Origin of the sequence: Pseudomonas fluorescens (genome assembly GCF_900215245.1) — a bacterium.
Taxonomy (GTDB): domain Bacteria; phylum Pseudomonadota; class Gammaproteobacteria; order Pseudomonadales; family Pseudomonadaceae; genus Aquipseudomonas; species Aquipseudomonas fluorescens.
Genome location: NZ_LT907842.1, coordinates 3,624,915 through 3,647,022, shown reverse-complemented (window position 1 = coordinate 3,647,022; position 22,108 = coordinate 3,624,915). Strand labels below are relative to the sequence as shown.

Sequence of the window (22,108 nt, the reverse complement as noted above, 5' to 3'; positions counted from 1 at the left end):
CGCAGCCCTACGCGGGGCAAGCCCGCTCGCCACGACAGGCCTGCCCACCCCGACAGGCCCTGATTGCTTAACCGGCATGCCAGTGATTCCCTCATGACTCTGATTCAACGTATCGACGCGCTGCTGCCGCAGACCCAATGCGGCAAATGTGGGCACCCGGGATGTAAGCCTTATGCCGAGGGCATCGCGCTTGGCGAGGCGATCAACAAGTGCCCGCCCGGTGGGCAGGAAACCATCGCAGGTCTTGCCCAATTGCTACGGGTGCCGGTTCTGGAACTGGACACCAGCCGAGGCGAGGCCCCGGCTCAAGTCGCCTATATTCGCGAAGCCGAGTGCATCGGCTGCACCAAATGCATCCAGGCCTGCCCGGTGGATGCGATTGTTGGCGCCGCCAAGTTGATGCACACCGTCATCATGGATGAGTGCACAGGTTGTGACCTGTGTGTCGCGCCCTGCCCTGTCGACTGCATTGAGATGCGCCCAGCGGCCACGGTGGTGCCGATTGTGGGTGGCCTGGCGGCTGATGATCAGCAACGCCAGGAACGAGGCCTCAAGCGCGACCGCGCGCGGCGGCGCTACGAACAACGCAGTGCGCGCCTGCAGCGGGAAGAAGCGCACAAGCTCGCCGAGCGACTGGCACGGGCCAAGCGCTCGGCGCCGGTTGCGCCGGTACCCGCTGATACCGCTCAGGCGGCCAGGGATGCGGCGGTCAAGAAGGCCAAAATCGCTGTCGCAATGAGCCGTGCCCAATTGCACAAGTCCCTGAAAGCGTTTGGTCACCCACCGACGTTCGAGCAACAGACGCAGTTGGTCGTCCTGCAACAACAGTTCGAAGCGGCAGAGCAGGCACTTGCAGCCCTGGAAGTGAACAGCCCGGCGCCCCCGCCGCCACAAAAAGACCCGGCGCTCAAACGCGCCAAAATCCAGCTGGCCATGCGTCGCGCCGAACTTAAAAAAGCCCAGGACCTGAACGCAGACGAACAGCAACTGGCGGCCTTGAGCGTCGCGCTGTCCAGCGCAGAGCAAGCCTTGCATGACGCCGAAGCCGGCAGTGAGCAACCCCGGCCAGACTTGCAGCGTGTGGAAAAACGCCCCATCGATGCCCAACTGCGTCAGCTGAAAACCGCCCTGGCCTATGCTCGCGCCGATGTGAGCAAGTTACAACGCCAAGCGCACGTCAGCGCAGATGAGCTGGAAGCCGCCCAGCGCAAGCTGAATGACGCGCAACGCCTGGTGGACACCCACGGTGGCACCTGATCGGCCACGGTCGCTGCCGGCCGTACTGGCGATGGTTTATCCTGCAACGCCTGCACCTACCTTGAACACCACGTTGATCGCCTGCAAGGAACCGCCTGCCCCATGAACGCCGCAAAACGCCTGGAAATTTTCCGCAGGTTTCACGAAGACAATCCGGAGCCCAAAACCGAACTGGCCTACTCTTCGCCGTTCGAGTTGCTGATTGCGGTGATCTTGTCGGCCCAGTCCACTGATGTCGGCGTCAACAAGGCGACGGCCAAGCTTTACCCGGTGGCCAATACGCCCGAGGCCATTTACGCCTTGGGCGTGGAAGGTTTGTCGGAGTACATCAAGACCATTGGGCTGTACAACAGCAAGGCCAAGAATGTCATCGAAACCTGCCGGCTGCTGGTCGAGTTGCATGGCAGCGAAGTGCCACAAACTCGCGAAGCCCTCGAAGCACTCCCAGGCGTGGGTCGTAAAACCGCTAATGTCGTGCTCAATACCGCGTTTCGGCAACTGACCATGGCCGTGGACACCCATATCTTTCGCGTCGCCAACCGAACCGGCATCGCCCGCGGCAAGAACGTGGTGGAAGTAGAAAAGCAGCTGATGAAGTTTGTGCCCAAGCCTTATTTGCTCGACTCCCATCACTGGTTGATTCTTCATGGGCGCTACGTTTGTCAGGCCCGCAAACCGCGCTGTGGCAGCTGCCGCATCGAAGACCTGTGCGAATACAAGGAAAAGACGTCCGACGATTGAGGGTTCATTGGTTTTCTCGATCAGTCGATTGAAAAAATCTTTTTTACCCGTTCATGGATTATCGTTATAAGGAGCGCCAACGGCAGTCTTAGCCTGGAGTTAACCTTATGAGCACTGGCAAAGAACAACTGGATGTAGACGACGACCTGGTTGCAGAGTCTGATGACGATGGGGAAGCACCTGTTGCAGAGGTGGCCAAGACCAATTTGAGCAAACGCCGCACCATCGACAACCTGTTGGAAGAGCGACGCTTGCAAAAACAACTGGCCGATTACGACTTCGATCTCTGATCGACCCGTTGACGACCGGAAGCCTCCCTGACGGAGGCTTTTTTCTGCCGGTGGTTCTAGCTTCGGTGCGCAATGGCACCCACCTCTAAACGAGGCCGTTGCGCTGGGCCAGCTCGATCAGATCCACTAGGGAGCGCGCATTGAGCTTGAGCAACAGGCGAGTCTTGTAGGTACTGACGGTTTTGTTGCTGAGGAACATACCGTCAGCGATCTCCTTGTTGGTTTTGCCACGGGCCAGTTGCTGCAACACCATCATCTCGCGCCCCGACAAGCGCTCGACCATGTCCGCTTCGCTGGCATTGCCCATGGTGGAGCGGACCGAGTTGAGTGCCTGGTTAGGGAAATAGCTGTAGCCGGAGAGGACGGCCTTGATGGCACTCAACAACTCGGTCAGGTCCTGTTGCTTGCATACATAGCCTGCCGCCCCCGCCTGCATGCAGCGCATCGAAAAATGGCCAGGCGCCTGAGACGTCAGCACCAGCACCTTGACCGGTGCAGGCTGCTTGGTAGACGCCAGGCGACAAATAACTTCCAGCCCATCAAGTTTGGGTATCCCGATATCCAGTATGACAATGTCCGGCACATGTTCCCGTGCAAGTTGCAACGCATCGACGCCGTTATCAGTCTCGGCAACGACTTCATAACCATGACGTTCCATTAGCATGCGCACAGCAAGACGAATGACGGGATGATCATCCACGATCAGCACTTTATTCATGAGAAAGTCCAATTTCGCTGTTCGAATTATTTAGAGCAAGCACAATAGCCTAGTCGTTTCTTCGTTGGCATAGCGCTCCCCCCCAAGCAACAGCAAGCAGAGACCCAACCCACAACGATATAGGAATTACCCTACAAAAAATCACAACTTCTGGCGTATCCGGTTTTACGGAGACTTTCAGAACTTTCCGGGGCCTTGGATAGAGTGAGTTAAACATCCACCCCATAAGCGGCACACGGTGTACGCGCCGCACAGGGTGTTCAGGAAACACCCCTTGCTTGTCGCTGCCAGGCGAGCGAGCAGGTGAAATACAATCAACTGTTTCAGTTCCATCCAACATACCGACTTACACCCTTATTTCCTACGGAATATTCAGCGCCCTACATACTCACCTTAGTTAGGTAGTGAATCTTCTGTCAGACATAGTTCCTATGCAGGTGTAAAAAATTCATTCAACCGTTCAGAAATAAACACGCCACCATCCGAGAAGCCACTCATTAACTTCGAGATTCAACAAAACTTAAACAACCGAGCCAAATAATAAACATCACGCCCTATTTAAGCGCGCGCCTTTATAGACAGGCAAAAAAAATGGCCCCTTTGATCAAGGGGCCATTTTTTCACAACGAGGGGAGCACTCAGAACAGCTTGCGGCCCTTGTTGGCAGCAATGCGCATGCGCAGTGCATTCAACTTGATGAAGCCTGCCGCGTCCGCCTGGTTATAAGCACCGCCGTCTTCTTCGAAGGTGGCGATATTGGCGTCGAACAGCGACTCATCAGACTTGCGACCGGTCACGATCACGTTGCCTTTGTACAGCTTCAAACGCACCACACCGTTCACGTGAACCTGGGAGGCGTCGATCATCTGCTGCAGCATCAGACGCTCTGGGCTCCACCAGTAGCCGGTGTAGATCAGGCTGGCGTACTTGGGCATCAGCTCGTCTTTGAGGTGAGCCACTTCACGGTCCAGGGTGATGGACTCGATGGCGCGGTGCGCACGCAGCATGATGGTGCCGCCCGGGGTTTCGTAGCAGCCACGGGACTTCATGCCGACGTAGCGGTTCTCGACGATGTCGAGACGGCCAATACCGTGTTCACCACCGATACGGTTCAGGGTCGCCAGCACGGTGGCCGGGGTCATTTCGACGCCGTCCAGCGCGACGATGTCGCCGTTGCGGTAGGTCAGTTCCAGGTACTGGGCCTTGTCAGGAGCGTTCTCCGGGGAGACGGTCCATTTCCACATGTCTTCTTCGTGCTCGGTCCAGGTGTCTTCCAGCACGCCGCCTTCATAGGAGATGTGCAGCAAGTTGGCGTCCATCGAGTACGGGGACTTCTTCTTGCCATGACGCTCGATCGGGATAGCGTGCTTTTCAGCGTAATCCATCAGCTTTTCACGGGACAGCAGGTCCCACTCACGCCAAGGGGCAATCACTTTGACGCCAGGCTTGAGCGCGTAGGCGCCCAGTTCGAAACGCACCTGGTCGTTGCCCTTGCCGGTAGCACCATGGGAAATGGCGTCGGCGCCGGTTTCGTTGGCGATTTCGATCAGGCGTTTGGCGATCAGCGGACGTGCGATGGAAGTACCCAGCAGGTACTCGCCTTCGTAGACGGTATTGGCGCGAAACATCGGGAAGACGAAATCGCGGACGAATTCTTCGCGCAGGTCGTCAATGTAGATCTCTTTCACGCCCATGGCTTGCGCCTTGGCACGTGCAGGTTCGACCTCTTCGCCCTGACCCAGGTCAGCGGTGAAGGTCACCACTTCACAGTTATAAGTATCCTGCAGCCACTTGAGGATCACCGAAGTGTCCAGGCCGCCGGAATACGCGAGAACGACCTTGTTTACGTCGGCCATGCCATCACTCCACGGGGTTGTACGGAAAGCCGTTGATTCTACCGACCAAAACCGTGGATTTACAGAGGCGCGACAGCAAATGAAGATAAAGCGACAGATTATGTCGAGTGGGCGACTGATGGTCGCACCTTATAAGCGCATTTTATGACGTGTGCGCAGGGTTGCTCGGGCCAGTCGCCTGAGGCGCGGGTTTCTCGGGAGCTGCCACGCGTTCGAGCTGAATGTTCACGCGACGGTTACGTGCCCGGTTGGCGGCGTTGGTATTCGGCGCCAGGGGGTAGCTTTCACCGTGGAAGCGCATGGTGATCTGCGATTCGGGGATGCCATTGGCCTTGAAGTAGTCCGTGACCGCCAGGGCCCGACGGCGCGAGACGTCGCGGTTGGTCAGGCGGTTGCCGCTGTTGTCCGAATGGCCATTCAACTCGATATGGTTGACCGTAGGATCGGCTTTCATGAACGCGACAATGACGGCCAGCTTCTTCTTGGCTGCCGCATCCAGCTCAATGCCACCCCCCGGGAAGCCGACTTCAGTCTGTTTGACCTGATCGTAATTCATCGGCAACAGCTTGGTGGTACACAGTTGATAGTCGTTGTAGGCCTTGTTGAACTTCACCGGCAGCAAGCGGATTTCCGAGTAGCCGCCTTCACGCGCGTAATGCCGCACGGTTGGGCTGCGCCCTTCCAGCAAGCCCATGAACAACCGGCCGGCCTGGGCCTGAGAGCTGTTGAACAACACGTCGCCACTGCCGGCACGCACAGCACCGAGGTTGATATCACCCCGGCCCGGCTGCCACGGGGCAGCGGCGGCCAACAAGGTCGCCGAGCCCGCGCCGAGTGCGCCGTTGTAGGCTTTCAGACGAAATGTCGCCTGCTCGCCGGCCCGGCGCACAAACTCACCCGAACCGAAATCGGTGATCGGTTGGGTCAAGCGGCACTCGAACTGGTCGCCTTCCACCTTCCACTCAATATTCTCCAGACGTGTCTGGAACGTGAGGGCCATCGCAGGCAGGCTGGCGAACACACTGAGCAGGGCTAGATAATGCTGGCGCACGGGCGGCTCCACTGGTTTCTACAACACTTCAAAGCGTCATACGTCGTTAAGGCATACCTTGGGATATCGGTAGCGTCCTGTAAAACTTGATAGCGAGTGCCTGCAAGAGTCTTTTCCGGTAGCATTCCCACCAGATTGACCCGCCTGGAATCCCCAATGTCCGACCGCCTGACCCTGCTGCGTCCCGACGACTGGCATATTCATCTTCGCGATGGTGCTGCGTTACCCCAAACCGTGGCTGATGTAGCGCGCACGTTTGGTCGCGCCATCATCATGCCTAACCTGGTACCTCCGGTGCGTAATGCCGCAGAAGCCGACGCCTATCGCCAGCGTATCCTCGCTGCACGACCGGCCGGCAGCCGCTTCGAACCGTTGATGGTGCTCTACCTGACCGACCGCACCCAGCCTGAAGAAATCCGCCAGGCCAAGGCCAGTGGTTTCGTGCACGCCGCCAAGCTGTACCCGGCGGGCGCGACCACCAACTCTGACTCCGGCGTGACCAGTATCGACAAGATTCTGCCGGCGATCGAAGCCATGGCTGAAGTCGGTATGCCGCTGTTGATCCACGGTGAAGTCACCCGTGGCGATGTGGACGTCTTTGATCGCGAGAAGATCTTCATCGACGAGCACATGCGCCGTGTGGTCGAGCTGTTCCCGACCCTCAAGGTGGTGTTCGAACACATCACCACCGCAGATGCCGTGCAGTTCGTCACCGAAGCTTCGGCCAACGTCGGTGCGACCATCACCGCGCATCACTTGCTCTACAACCGCAACCACATGCTGGTGGGCGGGATTCGGCCGCACTTCTATTGCCTGCCGATTCTCAAGCGCAATACCCACCAGGTGGCCTTGCTCGATGCCGCGACCAGCGGCAACCCGAAATTCTTCCTCGGCACCGACTCCGCGCCCCACGCCCAGCACGCTAAAGAAGCCGCGTGTGGCTGTGCCGGTTGCTACACCGCGTTTGCTGCGATCGAGCTGTACGCCGAAGCGTTTGAACAGCGCAATGCCCTGGACAAGCTCGAAGGTTTCGCCAGCCTGAACGGCCCGCGCTTCTATGGCCTGCCGGCGAACACCGACCGTATTACCCTGGTTCGTGAAGACTGGACCGCCCCCGCCAGCCTGCCGTTTGGCGAGCTGACTGTTATCCCGCTGCGCGCCGGTGAAACACTGCGCTGGCGCCTGCTGGAGGAAAGCAAGTGAGTGAAGACCATTACGATGACGAACACGAGCACAGTGGTGGCGGTTCCCGTCACCCGATGGCCGAGCGGTTTCGCGGTTATCTGCCGGTTGTCATCGACGTAGAAACCGGTGGCTTCAATTGCGCCACCGACGCCCTGCTGGAAATTGCCGCCACTACCATCGGCATGGACGAACAGGGTTTTGTGTTCCCGGAACACACCCACTTCTTTCGTGTCGAGCCATTCGAAGGCGCCAATATCGAAGCGGCAGCCCTGGAGTTCACCGGCATCAAACTCGACCACCCACTGCGTATGGCGGTGAGTGAAGAAGCGGCGCTGACCGATATCTTCCGTGGCGTGCGCAAAGCGTTGAAGGCCAATGGCTGCAAACGCGCGATCCTGGTCGGCCACAACAGCAGTTTCGATCTGGGCTTCCTCAACGCCGCCGTGACGCGACTGGACATGAAGCGCAACCCGTTTCACCCGTTCTCCAGTTTCGACACCGCCACCCTCGCCGGCCTCGCTTACGGTCAGACCGTGCTGGCCAAGGCCTGCCAGGCTGCCGGCATCGACTTTGACGGCCGTGAGGCCCACTCGGCGCGCTACGACACCGAGAAGACCGCCGAGCTGTTCTGTGGCATCGTCAATCGCTGGAAGCAGATGGGCGGCTGGGAAGACTTCAACGACTGAGGTCGTTTCCCGCGCATAAAAAAACCGGCCTTCTCAGGCCGGTTTTTTTTGCTTCGAGCGTGGCTTACAGCTTGCCAGCGTTCTCAGTCAGGTAAGCCGCAACGCCTTCTGGCGAAGCGTTCATGCCTTTGTCGCCTTTCTTCCAGTTGGCAGGGCAAACTTCGCCGTGCTCTTCGTGGAATTGCAGAGCGTCGACCAGACGGATCAGCTCTTCCATGTTACGGCCCAGCGGCAGGTCGTTGATGATCTGCGAGCGCACAACGCCCTTGTCGTCGATCAGGAACGCGCCACGGAAAGCCACGCCGCCTTCGGATTCAACGTCGTAGGCCTTGGCGATGTCGTGCTTCATGTCGGCAGCCATGGTGTATTTGACTTTGCCGATGCCGCCATCATTGATAGCGGTGTTGCGCCAGGCGTTGTGGGTGAAATGGGAGTCGATGGAAACGGCTACCACTTCAACGTTGCGCGCCTTGAAATCGTCCATGCGGTGGTCCAGAGCGATCAGCTCCGAAGGGCAGACGAAGGTGAAGTCCAGCGGGTAGAAGAACACCAGGCCGTATTTGCCTTTGATGGCTTCAGACAGCTTGAAGCTGTCAACGATTTCGCCATTGCCGAGGACGGCAGGTACGTCGAAATCCGGGGCTTGTTTGCCGACGAGTACGCTCATTGGATATCTCCTGATGCAAGGGTGACGATTGAAGTAAAAGGACCGCTTCCAAGTCTGCCGTTTATAAGCGACAGCCCTGTGACGCAGTCACGCTTCGTAAAGACCGACCATCATACACTGAAAAAACCGTTCGTCAGCGCGACGGCGGTGAGGCCGCAAACAGCTACGAATCTACTTTGACAATCATTCTCGTTAACATTAAGATCCATCGCACTTAAGCCTTAACCCGCGATGGTTCTCCCTTATGTATGTCTGCCTTTGTACTGGCGTCACCGACGGACAAATCCGCGAAGCAATCTATGAAGGTTGCTGCAGCTACAAGGAAGTACGTGAAACCACCGGCGTTGCCAGCCAGTGTGGCAAATGCGCTTGCCTCGCCAAGCAAGTGGTACGGGAGACCCTGACGCAGCTGCAGACAGCCCAGGCCGCGCTCCCCTATTCAGCAGAATTTACACACGCTTAAATCAGCGTGTTTTAAACAACCGGACCACGTGTCCGGTTTTTTTATGTCTGCAATTCAATTAGTTAGCGCCAAGACGCGGAACACAAACATTCTTATTCAGATTTATTTTCATTTATTATTCAATAACTTAGGTTTGACACTAGGGGGTTCGCCGCTCAAACTCCGGCTTATAGACAGCTATTACAGGGCAGGACCCCAGTCATGAAAGGCGACATCTCAGTCATCCAGCAACTCAACAAAATCCTTGCCAATGAACTGGTCGCGATCAATCAGTACTTTTTGCATGCGCGCATGTATGACGATTGGGGCCTGGAAAAGCTGGGCAAGCGCGAATACAAAGAGTCCATCAAGGCCATGAAGGACGCGGACGCGCTGATCAAGCGCATCCTGTTCCTGGAAGGCCTGCCGAACGTGCAGGACCTGGGCAAGCTGAACATCGGCGAACACACCCAGGAAATGATCACCAGCGACCTGAAGTTCGAACAGAAGAGCCACAGCGACCTCAAGGCCGCTATCGCGCACTGCGAAATCAAGGCCGACTTCGGTAGCCGCGAATTGCTGGAAGATATCCTGGAAGACCAGGAAGAACATATCGACTGGCTGGAAACCCAACAAGGCCTGATCGTCAAAGTCAGCCTGGAGAACTACCTGCAATCGCAGATGGGTGAATAACCCCCCCGCGCACAGGTACAAAAAAGCCCCGCTCTCTTAGGAGAAGCGGGGCTTTTTATTGCAGTGCTTTTTACACAAGCATCAAGCTTCAGTCTTGCCGGCTGCTTTTACCGCTGCCTCTTTGATCAACGCTTGCAGCGAACCATCAGCCGCCATCTCAACGATGATGTCGCTACCGCCGACCAGCTCACCGGCTACCCACAGTTGTGGGAAAGTTGGCCAGTTAGCGTATTTCGGCAGGTTGGCGCGGATTTCCGGGTTTTGCAGGATATCCACGTAAGCGAATTTCTCGCCACACGCCATAACGGCCTGGGACGCTTTCGCGGAGAAACCGCACTGAGGAGCGTTTGGCGCGCCCTTCATGTAAAGCAGAATGGTGTTGTTGGCAATCTGCTCTTTGATCGTTTCGATGATATCCATGGAACACCTCTGCAGGAACTTCGCGACTCACAGGTCGGCACGGTGGCGCATTGTAACGCAAAATTCCAGCGCGGTGCTCAGGCCTTATGCGGCTGCCACCTGCACCGGCACCCCGTTCAGCGCGGCGTTTCCAGACAATTCGTCCAACTGCCGCTCGTCAGTCAAGTCATTCGCACTCGCCCCTGGCTGCCCGCTGGCAATGGCCATCCGCACGCCCGGGCGACCATGGCCCCAACCATGGGGCAAGCTGACCACACCGGGCATCATGTCCAGGCTGGCCACCACCTCCACTTCGATCATGCCGATGCGCGAACTGACACGCACGCGCTGGCCATCGCTCAATTGCCGACGGGCCAAGTCATCCGGGTGCATGTGCAGTTGATGACGCGGCTTGCCCTTCACCAGTCGGTGATAGTTATGCATCCACGAGTTATTACTGCGCACATGGCGACGGCCGATCAACAGAAGTTCATTCGCCACCGGCTCAGGTTGCGCCGCGAAGCGCGCCAGGTCAGCGAGGATGACTGCTGGTGCCGCCTGCACCTGGCCATTCGCGGTTTTCAAGCGTGCGGCGAGGTTGGGCGTAAGCGGCCCCAAGTCCACGCCATGAGGATGATCCGCCAGCATCGCCACCGACAGTTGGTGGCGGGACGCATCACCGTAGGTTCCCGCGCGCAGCCCGAGGTCGATCATCTGCGCAGGCGCCATGGTCGGTTTGAGCGCGACGCCGGTCTGCGCGGCGAAGGCCTTGGCCAAGCCGACAAAGATCTCCCAATCGTGCAACGCGCCCGCAGGCTTGGGCAGAATCGCGCGATTGAAACGGGTGACGTTGCGCACAGCGAACATATTGAACGTGGTGTCGTAGTGATCGTTTTCCAACGCCGAGGTGGACGGCAAAATCAGGTCGGCGTAACGGGTCGTCTCGTTGATATAGAGGTCGATGCTGACCATGAACTCCAGCCCGTCCAGGGCTTTCTCAAGTTGGCGGCCGTTGGGCGTCGACAGCACCGGGTTACCGGCGACCGTCACCAGGGCGCGGATTTGCCCGTCGCCTTCGGTGAGCATTTCTTCGGCCAACGCGGACACCGGCAACTCACCACCGTATTCGGGGCGCCCGGACACGCGGCTCTGCCAGCGATTGAAATGCCCGCCACCGGTCGATGCCACCAAATCCACCGCCGGCGTGGTGCACAAGGCGCCACCGACGCGATCAAGGTTGCCGGTCACCAGATTGATCAACTGCACCAGCCAATGGCACAGCGTGCCAAATGCCTGGGTCGAAACCCCCATGCGCCCATAACACACCGCCTTGTCCGCCGCCGCGAAGTCCCGTGCCAGCTGGCGGATCTGCTCGGCAGGCACCGCACACTGGCGGCTCATGGCTTCGGCGGTAAACCCGGCGATCGCCTTGCGCACGGCGTCGAGCCCCTCAACCGGCAAATGACTGTCACGGGTCAGGTTTTCGCTAAACAACGTGTTGAGCAAACCGAACAGCAGCGCCGCGTCGCCGCCGGGCCGCACGAACACATGCTGATCGGCAATCGCCGCCGTTTCACTGCGCCGAGGGTCAACCACCACCACCTTGCCGCCGCGCGCCTGGATGGCCTTGAGGCGCTTCTCCACATCGGGCACGGTCATGATGCTGCCATTTGAGGCCAGCGGGTTGCCGCCCAGGATCAGCATGAAGTCGGTGTGGTCGATATCCGGAATCGGCAGCAACAGGCCATGCCCGTACATCAGGTGGCTGGTGAGGTGGTGGGGCAACTGGTCCACCGAGGTTGCGGAAAACCGGTTGCGTGTCTTGAGCTGACCGAGGAAGTAGTTGCTGTGGGTCATCAACCCATAGTTGTGCACGCTGGGGTTGCCCTGATACACCGCCACCGCATTCTGCCCATGCCTGGCCTGGATACCTGCCAATCGCTCGGCCACCAACGCAAACGCCTCATCCCAGGGAATCGGCTGCCACTCGCTGCCCACGCGCAACATGGGTTGGTGCAGGCGGTCGGGGTCATTCTGGATGTCTTGCAGCGCCACGGCCTTTGGGCAGATGTGCCCGCGGCTGAACGTATCCAGCGGGTCGCCCTTGATCGAGGTAATCGCCAGGCTGCCGTCCTCGGCCTGGGTCGTTTCCAGGGTCAGTCCGCAGATGGCTTCACACAGATGGCAGGCACGGTGGTGGAGAGTCTTGGTCATGGCCAGTCTCTTTTATTGGGCTTTGGCCCAACTATGGGCCGTCGCCTGGGCGGGCACCAGCAACGTTCGTCTTGTGAATCGGCAAGCATCAGGCCAGGACATGGCTAAACATGTGCAAATGTTTCAGAACCTTACACAGCGTTGCTGAAACCGACACAACCCGCTCTGGGCCCGCCCTCACACATTGCAAGAGGTCTTGGCGCCAGTGTACAAATGGGGTGCTGCTGTCAGGAATCAGTCTTCAAAAGCGCTTTGGCGCCCTGCTTGAACACCCTTAAAAACCGTAGCCCTATTGGTAAGACGCGACATTTAATTATAAGATCGCGCCTTCCCCTATTTCGTCGCCCCGTGCGGCTTTCGCCGCAGGTCTCGCCCGTTGTAACAATAAACAAGGCTTTGAGTATCTGCGGTCTGTTGCAAAAAGGTAGTTAATGATGAGCGCAAGGCACTTTCTCTCCCTGATGGATTGCACGCCCGAAGAGCTGGTCAGCGTGATCCGTCGAGGCATTGAGCTTAAAGACCTGCGTAACCGCGGCGTACTGTTCGAGCCTTTGAAAAACCGTGTGCTCGGGATGATTTTCGAGAAGTCGTCGACCCGCACCCGCGTGTCGTTCGAAGCCGGCATGATCCAGCTGGGTGGCCAAGCCATCTTCCTGTCCTCGCGCGACACCCAACTGGGGCGTGGCGAGCCGATTGCCGACAGCGCCCGGGTCATGTCGCGCATGCTCGATGCGGTGATGATCCGTACCTTTGCCCACAGCACCGTGACCGAATTTTCCGCGAACTCGCGGGTACCGGTGATCAACGGCCTGTCCGATGACCTGCACCCCTGCCAGTTGCTGGCCGACATGCAAACCTTCCTGGAGCACCGTGGTTCGATCCAGGGCAAGACCGTGGCCTGGATCGGTGACGGCAACAACATGTGCAACAGTTATATAGAAGCGGCGATCCAGTTCGACTTCCAACTGCGCGTCGCATGCCCGGAAGGCTACGAGCCTGACGCGCGGTTCCTGGAACAGGCCGGTGACCGGGTCACCGTAGTGCGCGACCCGCGTGACGCGGTCATCGGCGCGCACCTGGTGAGCACCGACGTCTGGACCTCCATGGGCCAGGAAGATGAGACCGCCAAGCGCCTCGCGCTGTTCGCACCGTTCCAGGTGACCCGTGCGCTGCTCGACCTGGCTGCGCCGGACGTGCTGTTCATGCACTGCCTGCCCGCTCACCGTGGCGAAGAAATCAGCCTCGACCTGCTCGACGATGCGCGTTCGGTGGCCTGGGACCAGGCGGAAAACCGTCTGCACGCACAAAAGGCGCTGCTTGAATTCCTCGTCCCGCCGTCGTATCACCACGCATGAGCCAGCCATTACTGCTGAACCTGCGCAACCTGGCGTGCGGCTATCAAGATCAACGGGTGGTGCAGAACCTCAACCTGCACCTCAACGCCGGCGACATCGGCTGCCTGCTGGGCTCTTCGGGCTGCGGCAAAACCACGACCTTGCGCGCGATTGCAGGGTTTGAGCCAGTGCACGAGGGTGAAATCAGCCTGGCCGGCGAAGTGATTTCCAGTGCCGGGTTCACCCTGGCACCAGAGAAACGCCGGATCGGCATGGTGTTCCAGGACTACGCGCTGTTTCCGCACTTGAGCGTGGCCGACAACATCGCCTTCGGCATTCGCAAGCACCCGCAAAAAGACCGTGTCGTCGCCGAGCTGCTGGAACTGGTCAACCTGAACAACCTCGGCCAGCGTTTTCCTCACGAGCTTTCCGGCGGCCAGCAGCAACGCGTCGCCCTCGCCCGCGCCCTCGCACCGGAGCCACAACTGTTGCTGTTGGATGAGCCGTTCTCCAACCTTGACGGCGAACTGCGGCGCAAGCTCAGCCATGAGGTGCGCGACATCCTCAAGGCACGCGGCACCAGCGCGATTCTGGTCACCCATGATCAGGAAGAAGCCTTCGCCGTGAGCGACCACGTGGGGGTTTTCAAAGAAGGCCGTCTTGAGCAGTGGGACACGCCCTACAACCTCTATCACGAACCACAGACACCTTACGTCGCGAGCTTTATCGGCCAGGGCTATTTCATCCGCGGTCAATTGAGCTCACCGGAATCGGTCAGCACCGAACTGGGTGACCTGCGCGGCAATCGCGCCTACACCTGGCCAACAGGTGGCGCGGTGGACGTGTTGCTGCGCCCGGATGACATCGTCTACGCACCGGACAGCGCGTTGAAAGCGCGGATCGTCGGCAAGACGTTCCTCGGCGCCTCGACGCTGTACCGCCTGCAACTGCCTACGGGCGCGCAGTTGGAGTCGATTTTCCCCAGCCATGCCGACCATCAGGTGGGTGCGCAGGTGGGGATTCGGGTGGCGGCGGAGCATCTGGTGTTGTTCCAAGCGTCCGGCAGTACGGCGGCGCAGATTCCTCAGGTCGAATCCGGCGTTCGCCGCTACAGCCCCGCGCACTAAGCAACTGACGAAACCGGGTAAAAAATGTGGGAGCGGGCTTGCTCGCGAATGCGGTGGTTCAGTAATGAATCTATCAACTGACACACCGCATTCGCGAGCAAGCCCGCTCCCACATTGGCTCTCATACTCTTCAAAATATGAATTTCAGCCCCGACCAATCGGCGCAAATTTGGCCTGGGTATGCTCAGCCAACACCGCCGCGGGCAGTTCAACTTCCAATCCCCTTCTTCCCGCACTGACAAAAATCGTCGCGAACGGCTGCGCCGTTACATCAATGAACGTGCGTAAGCGCTTTTTTTGCCCCAACGGGCTGATGCCGCCTAACAGGTAGCCGGTGGAGCGTTGCGCTGCTGCCGGGTCGGCCATCTCGACTTTTTTCACCCCCGCCGCGTGGGCCAACGCTTTTAAATCCAGACTTCCGACGACCGGCACCACCGCCACCAGCAATTCACCTTTCTCACTGCTGGCCAGCAAGGTCTTGAACACCTGCGCTGGATCGAGCCCCAACTTTTCCGCAGCCTCCAAGCCATACGACGCAGCCTTGGGGTCATGTTCGTAACTGTGAATATGATGTTCGGCGCGAACTTTTTTCAACAGGTCCAGTGCGGGGGTCATGGCTACTCCGGTCGCGGCTAAAAGAGGCTCAATTCTAGGCCAAGCCCACGGAAAACGCTCTAGGGCGCGCCTCCTGAAATGAGTGCTGGCAGGGCCAAGCATGATCATTCACCAGACCAATAGTTCGAAAATGACCAATGGTTCACTTTCGACCTTTGACAGCGGTCATTCTTGTCTATATTTTTTCGTTTCCGAATACTGTAGGAATAGCCCCTGAGTGTTCAGCAGTAAGCCGTCGCCAGGATGGGGATTCTGATGACCGTGAAAATTGCGCAACGGCCCGTTGAGGTTGTGCGCCCAACAAGAACAACAATCGAGGTTTGCCATGACAACTGCTCTTCAACAGCCTTCACTTTCGAGCCAATGCATGGCCGAATTCCTGGGGACTGCGCTTCTGATCTTCTTCGGTACAGGCTGTGTCGCTGCGCTCAAGGTCGCGGGTGCCAGCTTTGGGTTGTGGGAAATCAGTATCATCTGGGGGGTCGGCGTGAGCATGGCGATCTACCTGAGCGCCGGTATTTCCGGGGCACACCTCAATCCGGCGGTCAGTATCGCCCTGTGCATTTTTGCCGATTTCGAAAAGCGCAAACTGCCCTTCTACATCCTCGCCCAGATCGCCGGCGCCTTCTGTTCCGCCGCGCTGGTCTACACGCTCTACAGCAACCTTTTTTTCGATTACGAACAAACCCACCACATGGTTCGCGGCTCCCAGGCCAGCCTGGAATTGGCGTCGGTGTTCTCCACCTACCCGCATGCGCTGCTGAGCACTGCCCAGGCGTTCCTGGTTGAAATGGTCATCACCGCGATCCTGATGGGCGTGATCATGGCCCTTACCGACGATAACAATGGCCTGCCACGTGGCCCGCTGGCCCCGCTGCTGATCGGCCTGTTGATCGCCGTGATTGGCAGCGCCATGGGCCCGTTGACCGGCTTTGCGATGAACCCGGCGCGGGATTTCGGGCCCAAGCTGATGACCTTTTTCGCCGGCTGGGGTGAAATATCCTTTACTGGCGGCCGCGATATTCCTTACTTCCTGATTCCGATTTTCGCGCCGATTGTCGGCGCATGCCTCGGTGCTGCGGCCTATCGCGGGCTGATTGCCCGTCATCTGCCAAGCGCCGCACCTGCTATAGCTGAAGTAACAACTGACACGGCAGTCAACGGCAAGACGCGTATTTCCTGATACCGCCAGCCTGGTGCCCACTGCCCTTTTGCGGCCCAGGCTGATTACTCACTTCCTTATTTCCGTCCAAGGCAATCGACATGACCGACATTCAGAATAAGAACTACATCATTGCCCTTGATCAGGGCACCACCAGTTCGCGGGCGATCATCTTTGATCGCGATGCCAACGTGGTCTGCACCGCCCAGCGTGAATTCGCTCAGCATTACCCGCAAGCCGGCTGGGTCGAACATGACCCGATGGAAATCTTCGCCACCCAAAGCGCGGTGATGGTCGAGGCCCTGGCACAAGCCGGTCTGCACCATGACCAGGTCGCTGCCATCGGTATCACCAACCAGCGTGAAACCACCGTGGTGTGGGACAAGATCACCGGCCGCCCGATCTACAACGCAATCGTCTGGCAGTGCCGCCGTAGCACCGAGATCTGCCAGCAGCTCAAGCGCGATGGCCACGAGCAATACATCAGCGACACCACTGGCCTGGTCACCGACCCGTACTTCTCCGGCACCAAGCTCAAGTGGATCCTCGACAACGTCGAAGGCAGCCGCGAGCGTGCGCGCAATGGCGAATTGCTGTTCGGCACCGTCGACAGCTGGCTGATCTGGAAATTTACCGGCGGCAAAACCCACGTCACCGACTACACCAACGCCTCGCGCACCATGCTCTTCAACATCCACACGCTGGAGTGGGATGCGAAGATGCTGGAGATTCTCGACGTGCCGCGCGAGATGCTGCCGGAAGTTAAGTCGTCTTCAGAAATCTACGGCCGCACCAAAAGCGGTATCGCTATCGGCGGCATCGCGGGCGACCAACAGGCTGCTCTGTTCGGCCAGATGTGCGTGGAAGCCGGGCAGGCCAAGAACACTTATGGCACCGGCTGCTTCCTGCTGATGAACACCGGCGACAAAGCCGTCAAATCCAAACACGGCATGCTCACCACCATCGCCTGCGGTCCACGCGGCGAAGTGGCTTATGCGCTGGAAGGCGCGGTGTTCAACGGTGGTTCCACCGTGCAGTGGCTGCGTGATGAGCTGAAGATCATCGCGGACGCCACCGACACCGAATACTTCGCCGGCAAGGTCAAGGACAGCAACGGCGTCTACCTGGTGCCGGCCTTTACCGGCCTGGGCGCTCCGTACTGGGACCCGTATGCCCGTGGCGCTTTGTTTGGCCTGACTCGTGGCGTACGCGTGGATCACATTATTCGCGCAGCCCTGGAGTCGATTGCCTACCAGACCCGCGACGTGCTGGACGCCATGCAACAGGACTCGGGCGAACGCCTCAAAGCCCTGCGCGTGGACGGCGGCGCGGTGGCCAACAACTTCCTGATGCAGTTCCAGGCCGATATCCTGGGTACCCAGGTCGAGCGCCCGCAAATGCGCGAAACCACGGCACTCGGCGCCGCTTACCTGGCAGGCCTGGCCTGTGGCTTCTGGGGCAGCCTGGACGAGTTGCGCGGCAAGGCCGTGATCGAACGCGAATTCGAGCCGATGCTCGATGAAGCCGCCAAAGAAAAACTCTACGCCGGCTGGCAAAAAGCGGTCAGCCGCACCCGCGACTGGGAACCGCACGAAGGCGCTGAATAAGCCAACCGCCGGATCCATATAGGGTTGTAACTGGCGGGGAGCCGCTTGCTGCGTCATCATGGGCCACTTTTGTATGGCAGCCCAAAGGACGCCCCATGAATCTGCCTCCCCGCCAGCAACAAATCCTCGAACTGGTCCGCGAACGCGGTTACGTCAGTATCGAGGAGATGGCGCAGCTATTCGTTGTCACCCCGCAAACCATCCGCCGCGATATCAACCAGCTGGCGGACGCCAATCTGCTGCGCCGCTACCACGGCGGCGCCGCCTATGACTCCAGTGTCGAGAACACCGCGTACGCCATGCGTGCCGACCAGATGCGCGATGAGAAACAACGCATCGGCGAAGCCATTGCCGCGCAAATCCCCGACCACGCCTCGTTGTTCATCAATATCGGCACCACGACCGAATCGATCGCGCGTGCGCTGCTCAATCACAATCACCTGAAAATCATCACCAACAACCTCAACGTCGCCACCATGCTCAGTGCCAAGGACGATTTCGATGTGTTGTTGACCGGCGGTAATGTGCGCCGTGATGGCGGTGTGGTCGGTCAGGCCAGTGTCGACTTCATCAACCAGTTCAAGGTTGATTTTGCCCTGGTGGGTATCAGCGGCATCGACGAAGACGGCAGCCTGCTCGACTTTGATTATCAGGAAGTGCGGGTTTCCCAGGCGATCATCGCCAATGCACGCCAAGTCATCCTGGCGGCGGACTCCAGTAAATTCGGGCGCAACGCCATGATTCGCTTGGGGCCGATCAGTTTGGTCGACTGTCTGGTGACGGATCAGCAGCCAGTGCCGGCACTGGTGCAGTTGTTGAACCAGCACAAGGTTCGGCTGGAAGTGGTTTAGCGCCTGGGCTGACTTCATCGCGGGCAAGCCCGCTCCCACAGTTGACCGCATTCTCATGCTGGAACTCGGTCAACTGTGGGAGCCGGGCTTGCCCGCGATAGCGTTAGATCCGACACCCCATCTCTTGAGCTTGCCCTAAGCTCATGTTCACAATTGTTCCTTTCCCTGCCCTTCGATGAGTTTTTTCAATCGAAGTCGGGTGGCTGTGCGCGCGTTTATCAGCTACCATTTTCGCAAATGAACATTAATGTTCGAATTCCAAGACGAATAAATCGCGAGGCCAGCCGATGAACCCTTCCACCTTGCCTGCTCCACCGCTTGCCGAAGTCTATGACGTTGCCGTAATCGGTGGCGGGATCAATGGCGTCGGCATTGCAGCAGACGCAGCCGGTCGCGGTTTGTCGGTATTCCTTTGTGAAAAGGACGACTTGGCCAGCCACACCTCTTCCGCCAGCAGCAAGCTGATCCACGGCGGCCTGCGCTACCTCGAACATTACGAATTCCGCCTGGTGCGCGAAGCCCTGGCAGAACGTGAAGTGCTGCTGGCCAAAGCGCCACACATCGTCAAGCAGATGCGCTTCGTGCTGCCGCACCGCCCGCACCTGCGTCCGGCGTGGATGATTCGCGCCGGCCTGTTCCTCTATGACCACCTGGGCAAGCGCGAAAAACTGGCCGGCTCTAAAAGCCTCAAGTTCGGCCCTGACAGCCCGCTGAAAAGCGAGATCACCAAAGGCTTCGAATACTCCGATTGCTGGGTCGACGACGCCCGTCTGGTCGTACTCAACGCCATGGCCGCGCGTGAAAAAGGTGCGCACATCCACACCCAGACCCGTTGCGTCAGCGCACACCGCAGCAACGGCATGTGGGAAATGAACATGGAACGCGCCGATGGCAGCCTGTTCTCGATCCGTGCTCGTGCACTGGTGAACGCCGCCGGCCCATGGGTCGCCAAGTTCATCAAGGAAGACCTGAAGCTGGATTCGCCCTACGGCATCCGCCTGATCCAGGGCAGCCACCTGATCGTGCCGAAACTGTACGAAGGCGCTCACGCGCACATCCTGCAGAACGAAGATCAGCGCATCGTCTTCACCATTCCGTACCTGAACCACCTGACCATCATCGGCACCACCGACCGTGAATACACCGGTGACCCGGCGAAAGTGGCGATCACTGAAGGTGAAACCGACTACATGCTCAACGTGGTGAATGCTCACTTCAAGAAGCAACTGAGCCGCGCCGACATCGTCCACACCTACTCCGGCGTGCGCCCACTGTGCAACGACGAGTCGGATAACCCCTCGGCCATCACCCGCGACTACACACTGTCGCTGTCGGGCGGCACGGGCGAAGCACCGATCCTTTCAGTGTTCGGCGGCAAGCTCACCACCTACCGCAAACTCGCTGAGTCGGCGATGGCACAGCTGGCGCCTTACTTCACGCAGATGCGCCCAAGCTGGACGGCCACCGCCAGCCTGCCTGGCGGCGAGAATATGACCACGCCAGAAGCGCTGGCCGAGGCGATTCGCGCCAAGTTCGACTGGGTGCCTAACGAGATCGCGCGCCGCTGGGCCACGACCTATGGCAGCCGCACCTGGCGCCTGCTGGAAGGCGTGCAATCCCTGGCCGACCTGGGCGACCACCTCGGCGGTGGCCTGTACACCCGCGAAGTCGATTACCTGTGTGCCGAAGAATGGGCGACTCAACCTCAGGACGTCCTGTGGCGCCGTACCAAGCTTGGCCTGTTCACCACCGCGCAAGAACAGGAAAACGTGCAACGTTACCTGTCCAAGGTTGAGCAGAACCGCACGAAGATTGAAGCGGCCTGATCCGCACCGCGTAAAAAAGCCCCTGCGCCGTATGGCCCAGGGGCTTTTTTATGCCGGTCGTGGCATTCGGTTTTCCGAACAGCACACCCCGCACCATTCGGTTTGCCGGACCTGATAGCCATAAATTGCCAGTAACACAAAGTTAATCTCCTTATAAATCAAACAGATAACCTTTTGTTTCAGGTATGGCACGACTCATGCTCTACACTCCCTGACGATTGCCTGAGGACGCTTCAGGAGCCGTTACGGGCATTCGCTGTACAAGAGAGCCGTTTAGCCGGCTTCATAAAAAAAACAAATGTCGAGGAAGTATTGATGCGCATCGTTCCCCATATCCTGGGCGCAGCTATCGCTGCTGCTCTGATCAGCACTCCAGTTTTCGCCGCCGAACTCACCGGCACACTGAAGAAAATCAACGACTCCGGCACCATCACTCTCGCGCACCGCGACAGCTCCATTCCGTTCTCCTACATCGCAGACGGTTCGGGCAAACCAGTGGGCTACTCCCACGACATTCAGTTGGCTATCGTCGAACAACTGAAAAAAGACCTGAACAAACCCGATCTGAAAACCAAGTACAACCTGGTGACCTCGCAAACCCGTATCCCGTTGATCCAGAACGGCACTGCGGACGTTGAGTGTGGTTCGACCACCAACAACGCCGAACGCGCCCAGCAAGTCGACTTCACCGTTAACATCTTCGAAATCGGCACCCGTCTGCTGGTCAAGAAAGACAAGGATGGCAAGCCGTCCTACGCTGACTTTGCCGACCTGAAAGGCAAAAACGTCGTGACCACCGCCGGCACCACCTCCGAGCGCATCATCAAAGCGATGAACGCCGACAAGCAGATGGGCATGAACGTCATCTCCGCCAAAGACCACGGCGAATCCTTCCAGATGCTGGAAAGCGGCCGCGCCGTAGCCTTCATGATGGACGACGCCCTGCTGGCAGGTGAAGAAGCCAAGGCCAAGAAGCCGGACGACTGGGTCATCACCGGTACGCCGCAGTCCTTTGAAGCCTACGCATGCATGGTGCGTAAAGACGACCCGGCCTTCAAGAAAGCCGTGGATGACGCCATCGTCGCCCTGTACAAATCCGGCGAAATCAACAAGATCTACAGCAAGTGGTTCGAAAGCCCGATCCCACCTAAAGGCCTGAACCTGAACTTCCCGATGAGTGAAAAGGTTAAGGAGCTGATCGCTAACCCAAGCGACAAACCAGCGCCTGACGTAAAAATCTGATTCCTGACTAACCTTATCTCCTGAGGGAGCCAACCCTCCCTCAGGCGTCTGTTACTACCTGCTGGCTTTAATGTGGAACACTCGACCTGGCGGTTTTCGAGCCGATCGTGTGTGCCTGACGTTCAACGTCGGGCGGGAAAGGATC

Annotated in this window: 21 protein-coding genes; 14 read left to right on the top strand and 7 right to left on the bottom strand. The window is 58.6% G+C overall.

Features of this window, described 5'->3' with window-relative positions:
* The first annotated feature begins 93 nt into the window (after positions 1-93).
* From rsxB to CPH89_RS16860, 3 genes are all read left to right on the top strand, one after another.
* The gene (rsxB, locus tag CPH89_RS16870) at positions 94-1,257 is read left to right on the top strand and encodes an electron transport complex subunit RsxB (RefSeq protein ID WP_053254653.1); all 1,164 of its coding nucleotides are present in this window, start codon (positions 94-96) and stop codon (positions 1,255-1,257) included.
* 102 nt (positions 1,258-1,359) lie between these two features.
* Positions 1,360-1,998 carry an endonuclease III gene (gene nth, locus CPH89_RS16865; RefSeq protein WP_053254652.1) on the top strand — a complete coding sequence of 213 codons (639 nt, stop codon included), beginning with the start codon at positions 1,360-1,362 and terminating at the stop codon, positions 1,996-1,998.
* 107 nt (positions 1,999-2,105) lie between these two features.
* Positions 2,106-2,288 (top strand): PA3496 family putative envelope integrity protein, encoded by a 183-nt coding sequence (locus CPH89_RS16860; protein ID WP_053254651.1) that lies wholly within the window; start codon positions 2,106-2,108, stop codon positions 2,286-2,288.
* An 85-nt stretch (positions 2,289-2,373) separates the two neighbouring features.
* On the opposite strand, the gene CPH89_RS16855 is transcribed toward CPH89_RS16860, so the two are convergent.
* From CPH89_RS16855 to CPH89_RS16845, 3 genes are all read right to left on the bottom strand, one after another.
* Entirely contained in the window at positions 2,374-3,006 is a 633-nt protein-coding gene (locus tag CPH89_RS16855; protein ID WP_053254650.1) for a response regulator transcription factor, read from the bottom strand.
* A gap of 638 nt (positions 3,007-3,644) precedes the next feature.
* A complete protein-coding gene (locus CPH89_RS16850) occupies positions 3,645-4,862 on the bottom strand; it encodes an argininosuccinate synthase (protein WP_003208700.1) in 1,218 nt (405 codons plus the stop codon).
* A 142-nt stretch (positions 4,863-5,004) separates the two neighbouring features.
* The gene (locus tag CPH89_RS16845; RefSeq protein ID WP_053254649.1) at positions 5,005-5,913 is read right to left on the bottom strand and encodes a flagellar protein MotY; all 909 of its coding nucleotides are present in this window, start codon (positions 5,911-5,913) and stop codon (positions 5,005-5,007) included.
* Between the two features lie 156 nt (positions 5,914-6,069).
* Between CPH89_RS16845 and pyrC the strand changes: the two genes are divergently transcribed.
* Complete coding sequence (gene pyrC, locus CPH89_RS16840; RefSeq protein WP_027604589.1) at positions 6,070-7,116, top strand: dihydroorotase; 1,047 nt, start codon at positions 6,070-6,072, stop codon at positions 7,114-7,116.
* Positions 7,113-7,784 carry a ribonuclease T gene (rnt, locus tag CPH89_RS16835; RefSeq protein WP_017137041.1) on the top strand — a complete coding sequence of 224 codons (672 nt, stop codon included), beginning with the start codon at positions 7,113-7,115 and terminating at the stop codon, positions 7,782-7,784. The genes pyrC and rnt overlap by 4 nt, the downstream gene beginning before the upstream one ends.
* 64 nt (positions 7,785-7,848) lie before the next feature.
* On the opposite strand, the gene CPH89_RS16830 is transcribed toward rnt, so the two are convergent.
* Entirely contained in the window at positions 7,849-8,451 is a 603-nt protein-coding gene (locus CPH89_RS16830) for a peroxiredoxin (protein WP_003172097.1), read from the bottom strand.
* A gap of 244 nt (positions 8,452-8,695) precedes the next feature.
* On the opposite strand from CPH89_RS16830, the gene CPH89_RS16825 reads away from it, so the two are divergent.
* Together CPH89_RS16825 and bfr are read left to right on the top strand one after the other, a co-directional pair.
* Positions 8,696-8,914, top strand: coding sequence for a bacterioferritin-associated ferredoxin (locus CPH89_RS16825; RefSeq protein WP_010564137.1), 219 nt, complete (start codon positions 8,696-8,698; stop codon positions 8,912-8,914).
* Between the two features lie 201 nt (positions 8,915-9,115).
* Entirely contained in the window at positions 9,116-9,586 is a 471-nt protein-coding gene (gene bfr, locus CPH89_RS16820) for a bacterioferritin (RefSeq protein WP_053254648.1), read from the top strand.
* An 81-nt stretch (positions 9,587-9,667) separates the two neighbouring features.
* Here bfr and grxD read toward each other — a convergent pair whose 3' ends face one another.
* Together grxD and CPH89_RS16810 are read right to left on the bottom strand one after the other, a co-directional pair.
* Positions 9,668-10,006, bottom strand: coding sequence for a Grx4 family monothiol glutaredoxin (gene grxD, locus CPH89_RS16815; RefSeq protein ID WP_053254647.1), 339 nt, complete (start codon positions 10,004-10,006; stop codon positions 9,668-9,670).
* An 84-nt stretch (positions 10,007-10,090) separates the two neighbouring features.
* Positions 10,091-12,199: a molybdopterin oxidoreductase family protein gene (locus CPH89_RS16810; protein WP_053254646.1), complete on the bottom strand. Its 2,109-nt coding sequence runs from the start codon at positions 12,197-12,199 to the stop codon at positions 10,091-10,093.
* Between the two features lie 434 nt (positions 12,200-12,633).
* Between CPH89_RS16810 and argF the strand changes: the two genes are divergently transcribed.
* Complete coding sequence (gene argF, locus CPH89_RS16800; protein ID WP_053254645.1) at positions 12,634-13,554, top strand: ornithine carbamoyltransferase; 921 nt, start codon at positions 12,634-12,636, stop codon at positions 13,552-13,554.
* Positions 13,551-14,660, top strand: coding sequence for an ABC transporter ATP-binding protein (locus tag CPH89_RS16795; protein ID WP_053254644.1), 1,110 nt, complete (start codon positions 13,551-13,553; stop codon positions 14,658-14,660). Before argF ends, CPH89_RS16795 begins: the two co-directional genes overlap by 4 nt.
* 144 nt (positions 14,661-14,804) lie before the next feature.
* Here CPH89_RS16795 and ybaK read toward each other — a convergent pair whose 3' ends face one another.
* Positions 14,805-15,275 (bottom strand): Cys-tRNA(Pro) deacylase, encoded by a 471-nt coding sequence (gene ybaK / locus CPH89_RS16790; protein ID WP_053254643.1) that lies wholly within the window; start codon positions 15,273-15,275, stop codon positions 14,805-14,807.
* A 325-nt stretch (positions 15,276-15,600) separates the two neighbouring features.
* On the opposite strand from ybaK, the gene CPH89_RS16785 reads away from it, so the two are divergent.
* The 5 genes from CPH89_RS16785 (at position 15,601) to CPH89_RS16765 (ending at position 21,963) form a co-directional block, all read left to right on the top strand.
* Positions 15,601-16,458, top strand: a complete 858-nt coding sequence (locus CPH89_RS16785; protein WP_053254642.1) for an MIP/aquaporin family protein — start codon at positions 15,601-15,603, stop codon at positions 16,456-16,458.
* Positions 16,459-16,538: 80 nt separating this feature from the next.
* Positions 16,539-18,044 carry a glycerol kinase GlpK gene (gene glpK, locus CPH89_RS16780; protein ID WP_053254641.1) on the top strand — a complete coding sequence of 502 codons (1,506 nt, stop codon included), beginning with the start codon at positions 16,539-16,541 and terminating at the stop codon, positions 18,042-18,044.
* A 95-nt stretch (positions 18,045-18,139) separates the two neighbouring features.
* Positions 18,140-18,895: a DeoR/GlpR family transcriptional regulator gene (locus tag CPH89_RS16775; RefSeq protein WP_010212755.1), complete on the top strand. Its 756-nt coding sequence runs from the start codon at positions 18,140-18,142 to the stop codon at positions 18,893-18,895.
* Positions 18,896-19,182: 287 nt separating this feature from the next.
* A complete protein-coding gene (gene glpD / locus CPH89_RS16770) occupies positions 19,183-20,721 on the top strand; it encodes a glycerol-3-phosphate dehydrogenase (protein ID WP_053254640.1) in 1,539 nt (512 codons plus the stop codon).
* A 315-nt stretch (positions 20,722-21,036) separates the two neighbouring features.
* On the top strand, positions 21,037-21,963 hold the full coding sequence (locus CPH89_RS16765; protein WP_053254639.1) for a glutamate/aspartate ABC transporter substrate-binding protein: 927 nt from the start codon (positions 21,037-21,039) through the stop codon (positions 21,961-21,963).
* The last annotated feature ends 145 nt before the right edge of the window (positions 21,964-22,108 follow it).

Excerpts from the sequence above, each read along its gene's own strand:
- rsxB (WP_053254653.1), top strand. The coding sequence starts at position 94 with ATGACTCTGATTCAACGTATCGACGCGCTGCTGCCGCAGACCCAATGC.
- nth (WP_053254652.1), top strand. The coding sequence starts at position 1,360 with ATGAACGCCGCAAAACGCCTGGAAATTTTCCGCAGGTTTCACGAAGAC.
- CPH89_RS16860 (WP_053254651.1), top strand. The coding sequence starts at position 2,106 with ATGAGCACTGGCAAAGAACAACTGGATGTAGACGACGACCTGGTTGCA.
- CPH89_RS16855 (WP_053254650.1), bottom strand. The coding sequence starts at position 3,006 with ATGAATAAAGTGCTGATCGTGGATGATCATCCCGTCATTCGTCTTGCT.
- CPH89_RS16850 (WP_003208700.1), bottom strand. The coding sequence starts at position 4,862 with ATGGCCGACGTAAACAAGGTCGTTCTCGCGTATTCCGGCGGCCTGGAC.
- pyrC (WP_027604589.1), top strand. The coding sequence starts at position 6,070 with ATGTCCGACCGCCTGACCCTGCTGCGTCCCGACGACTGGCATATTCAT.
- CPH89_RS16830 (WP_003172097.1), bottom strand. The coding sequence starts at position 8,451 with ATGAGCGTACTCGTCGGCAAACAAGCCCCGGATTTCGACGTACCTGCC.
- CPH89_RS16825 (WP_010564137.1), top strand. The coding sequence starts at position 8,696 with ATGTATGTCTGCCTTTGTACTGGCGTCACCGACGGACAAATCCGCGAA.
- bfr (WP_053254648.1), top strand. The coding sequence starts at position 9,116 with ATGAAAGGCGACATCTCAGTCATCCAGCAACTCAACAAAATCCTTGCC.
- grxD (WP_053254647.1), bottom strand. The coding sequence starts at position 10,006 with ATGGATATCATCGAAACGATCAAAGAGCAGATTGCCAACAACACCATT.
- CPH89_RS16810 (WP_053254646.1), bottom strand. The coding sequence starts at position 12,199 with ATGACCAAGACTCTCCACCACCGTGCCTGCCATCTGTGTGAAGCCATC.
- argF (WP_053254645.1), top strand. The coding sequence starts at position 12,634 with ATGAGCGCAAGGCACTTTCTCTCCCTGATGGATTGCACGCCCGAAGAG.
- CPH89_RS16795 (WP_053254644.1), top strand. The coding sequence starts at position 13,551 with ATGAGCCAGCCATTACTGCTGAACCTGCGCAACCTGGCGTGCGGCTAT.
- ybaK (WP_053254643.1), bottom strand. The coding sequence starts at position 15,275 with ATGACCCCCGCACTGGACCTGTTGAAAAAAGTTCGCGCCGAACATCAT.
- CPH89_RS16785 (WP_053254642.1), top strand. The coding sequence starts at position 15,601 with ATGACAACTGCTCTTCAACAGCCTTCACTTTCGAGCCAATGCATGGCC.
- glpK (WP_053254641.1), top strand. The coding sequence starts at position 16,539 with ATGACCGACATTCAGAATAAGAACTACATCATTGCCCTTGATCAGGGC.
- CPH89_RS16775 (WP_010212755.1), top strand. The coding sequence starts at position 18,140 with ATGAATCTGCCTCCCCGCCAGCAACAAATCCTCGAACTGGTCCGCGAA.
- glpD (WP_053254640.1), top strand. The coding sequence starts at position 19,183 with ATGAACCCTTCCACCTTGCCTGCTCCACCGCTTGCCGAAGTCTATGAC.
- CPH89_RS16765 (WP_053254639.1), top strand. The coding sequence starts at position 21,037 with ATGCGCATCGTTCCCCATATCCTGGGCGCAGCTATCGCTGCTGCTCTG.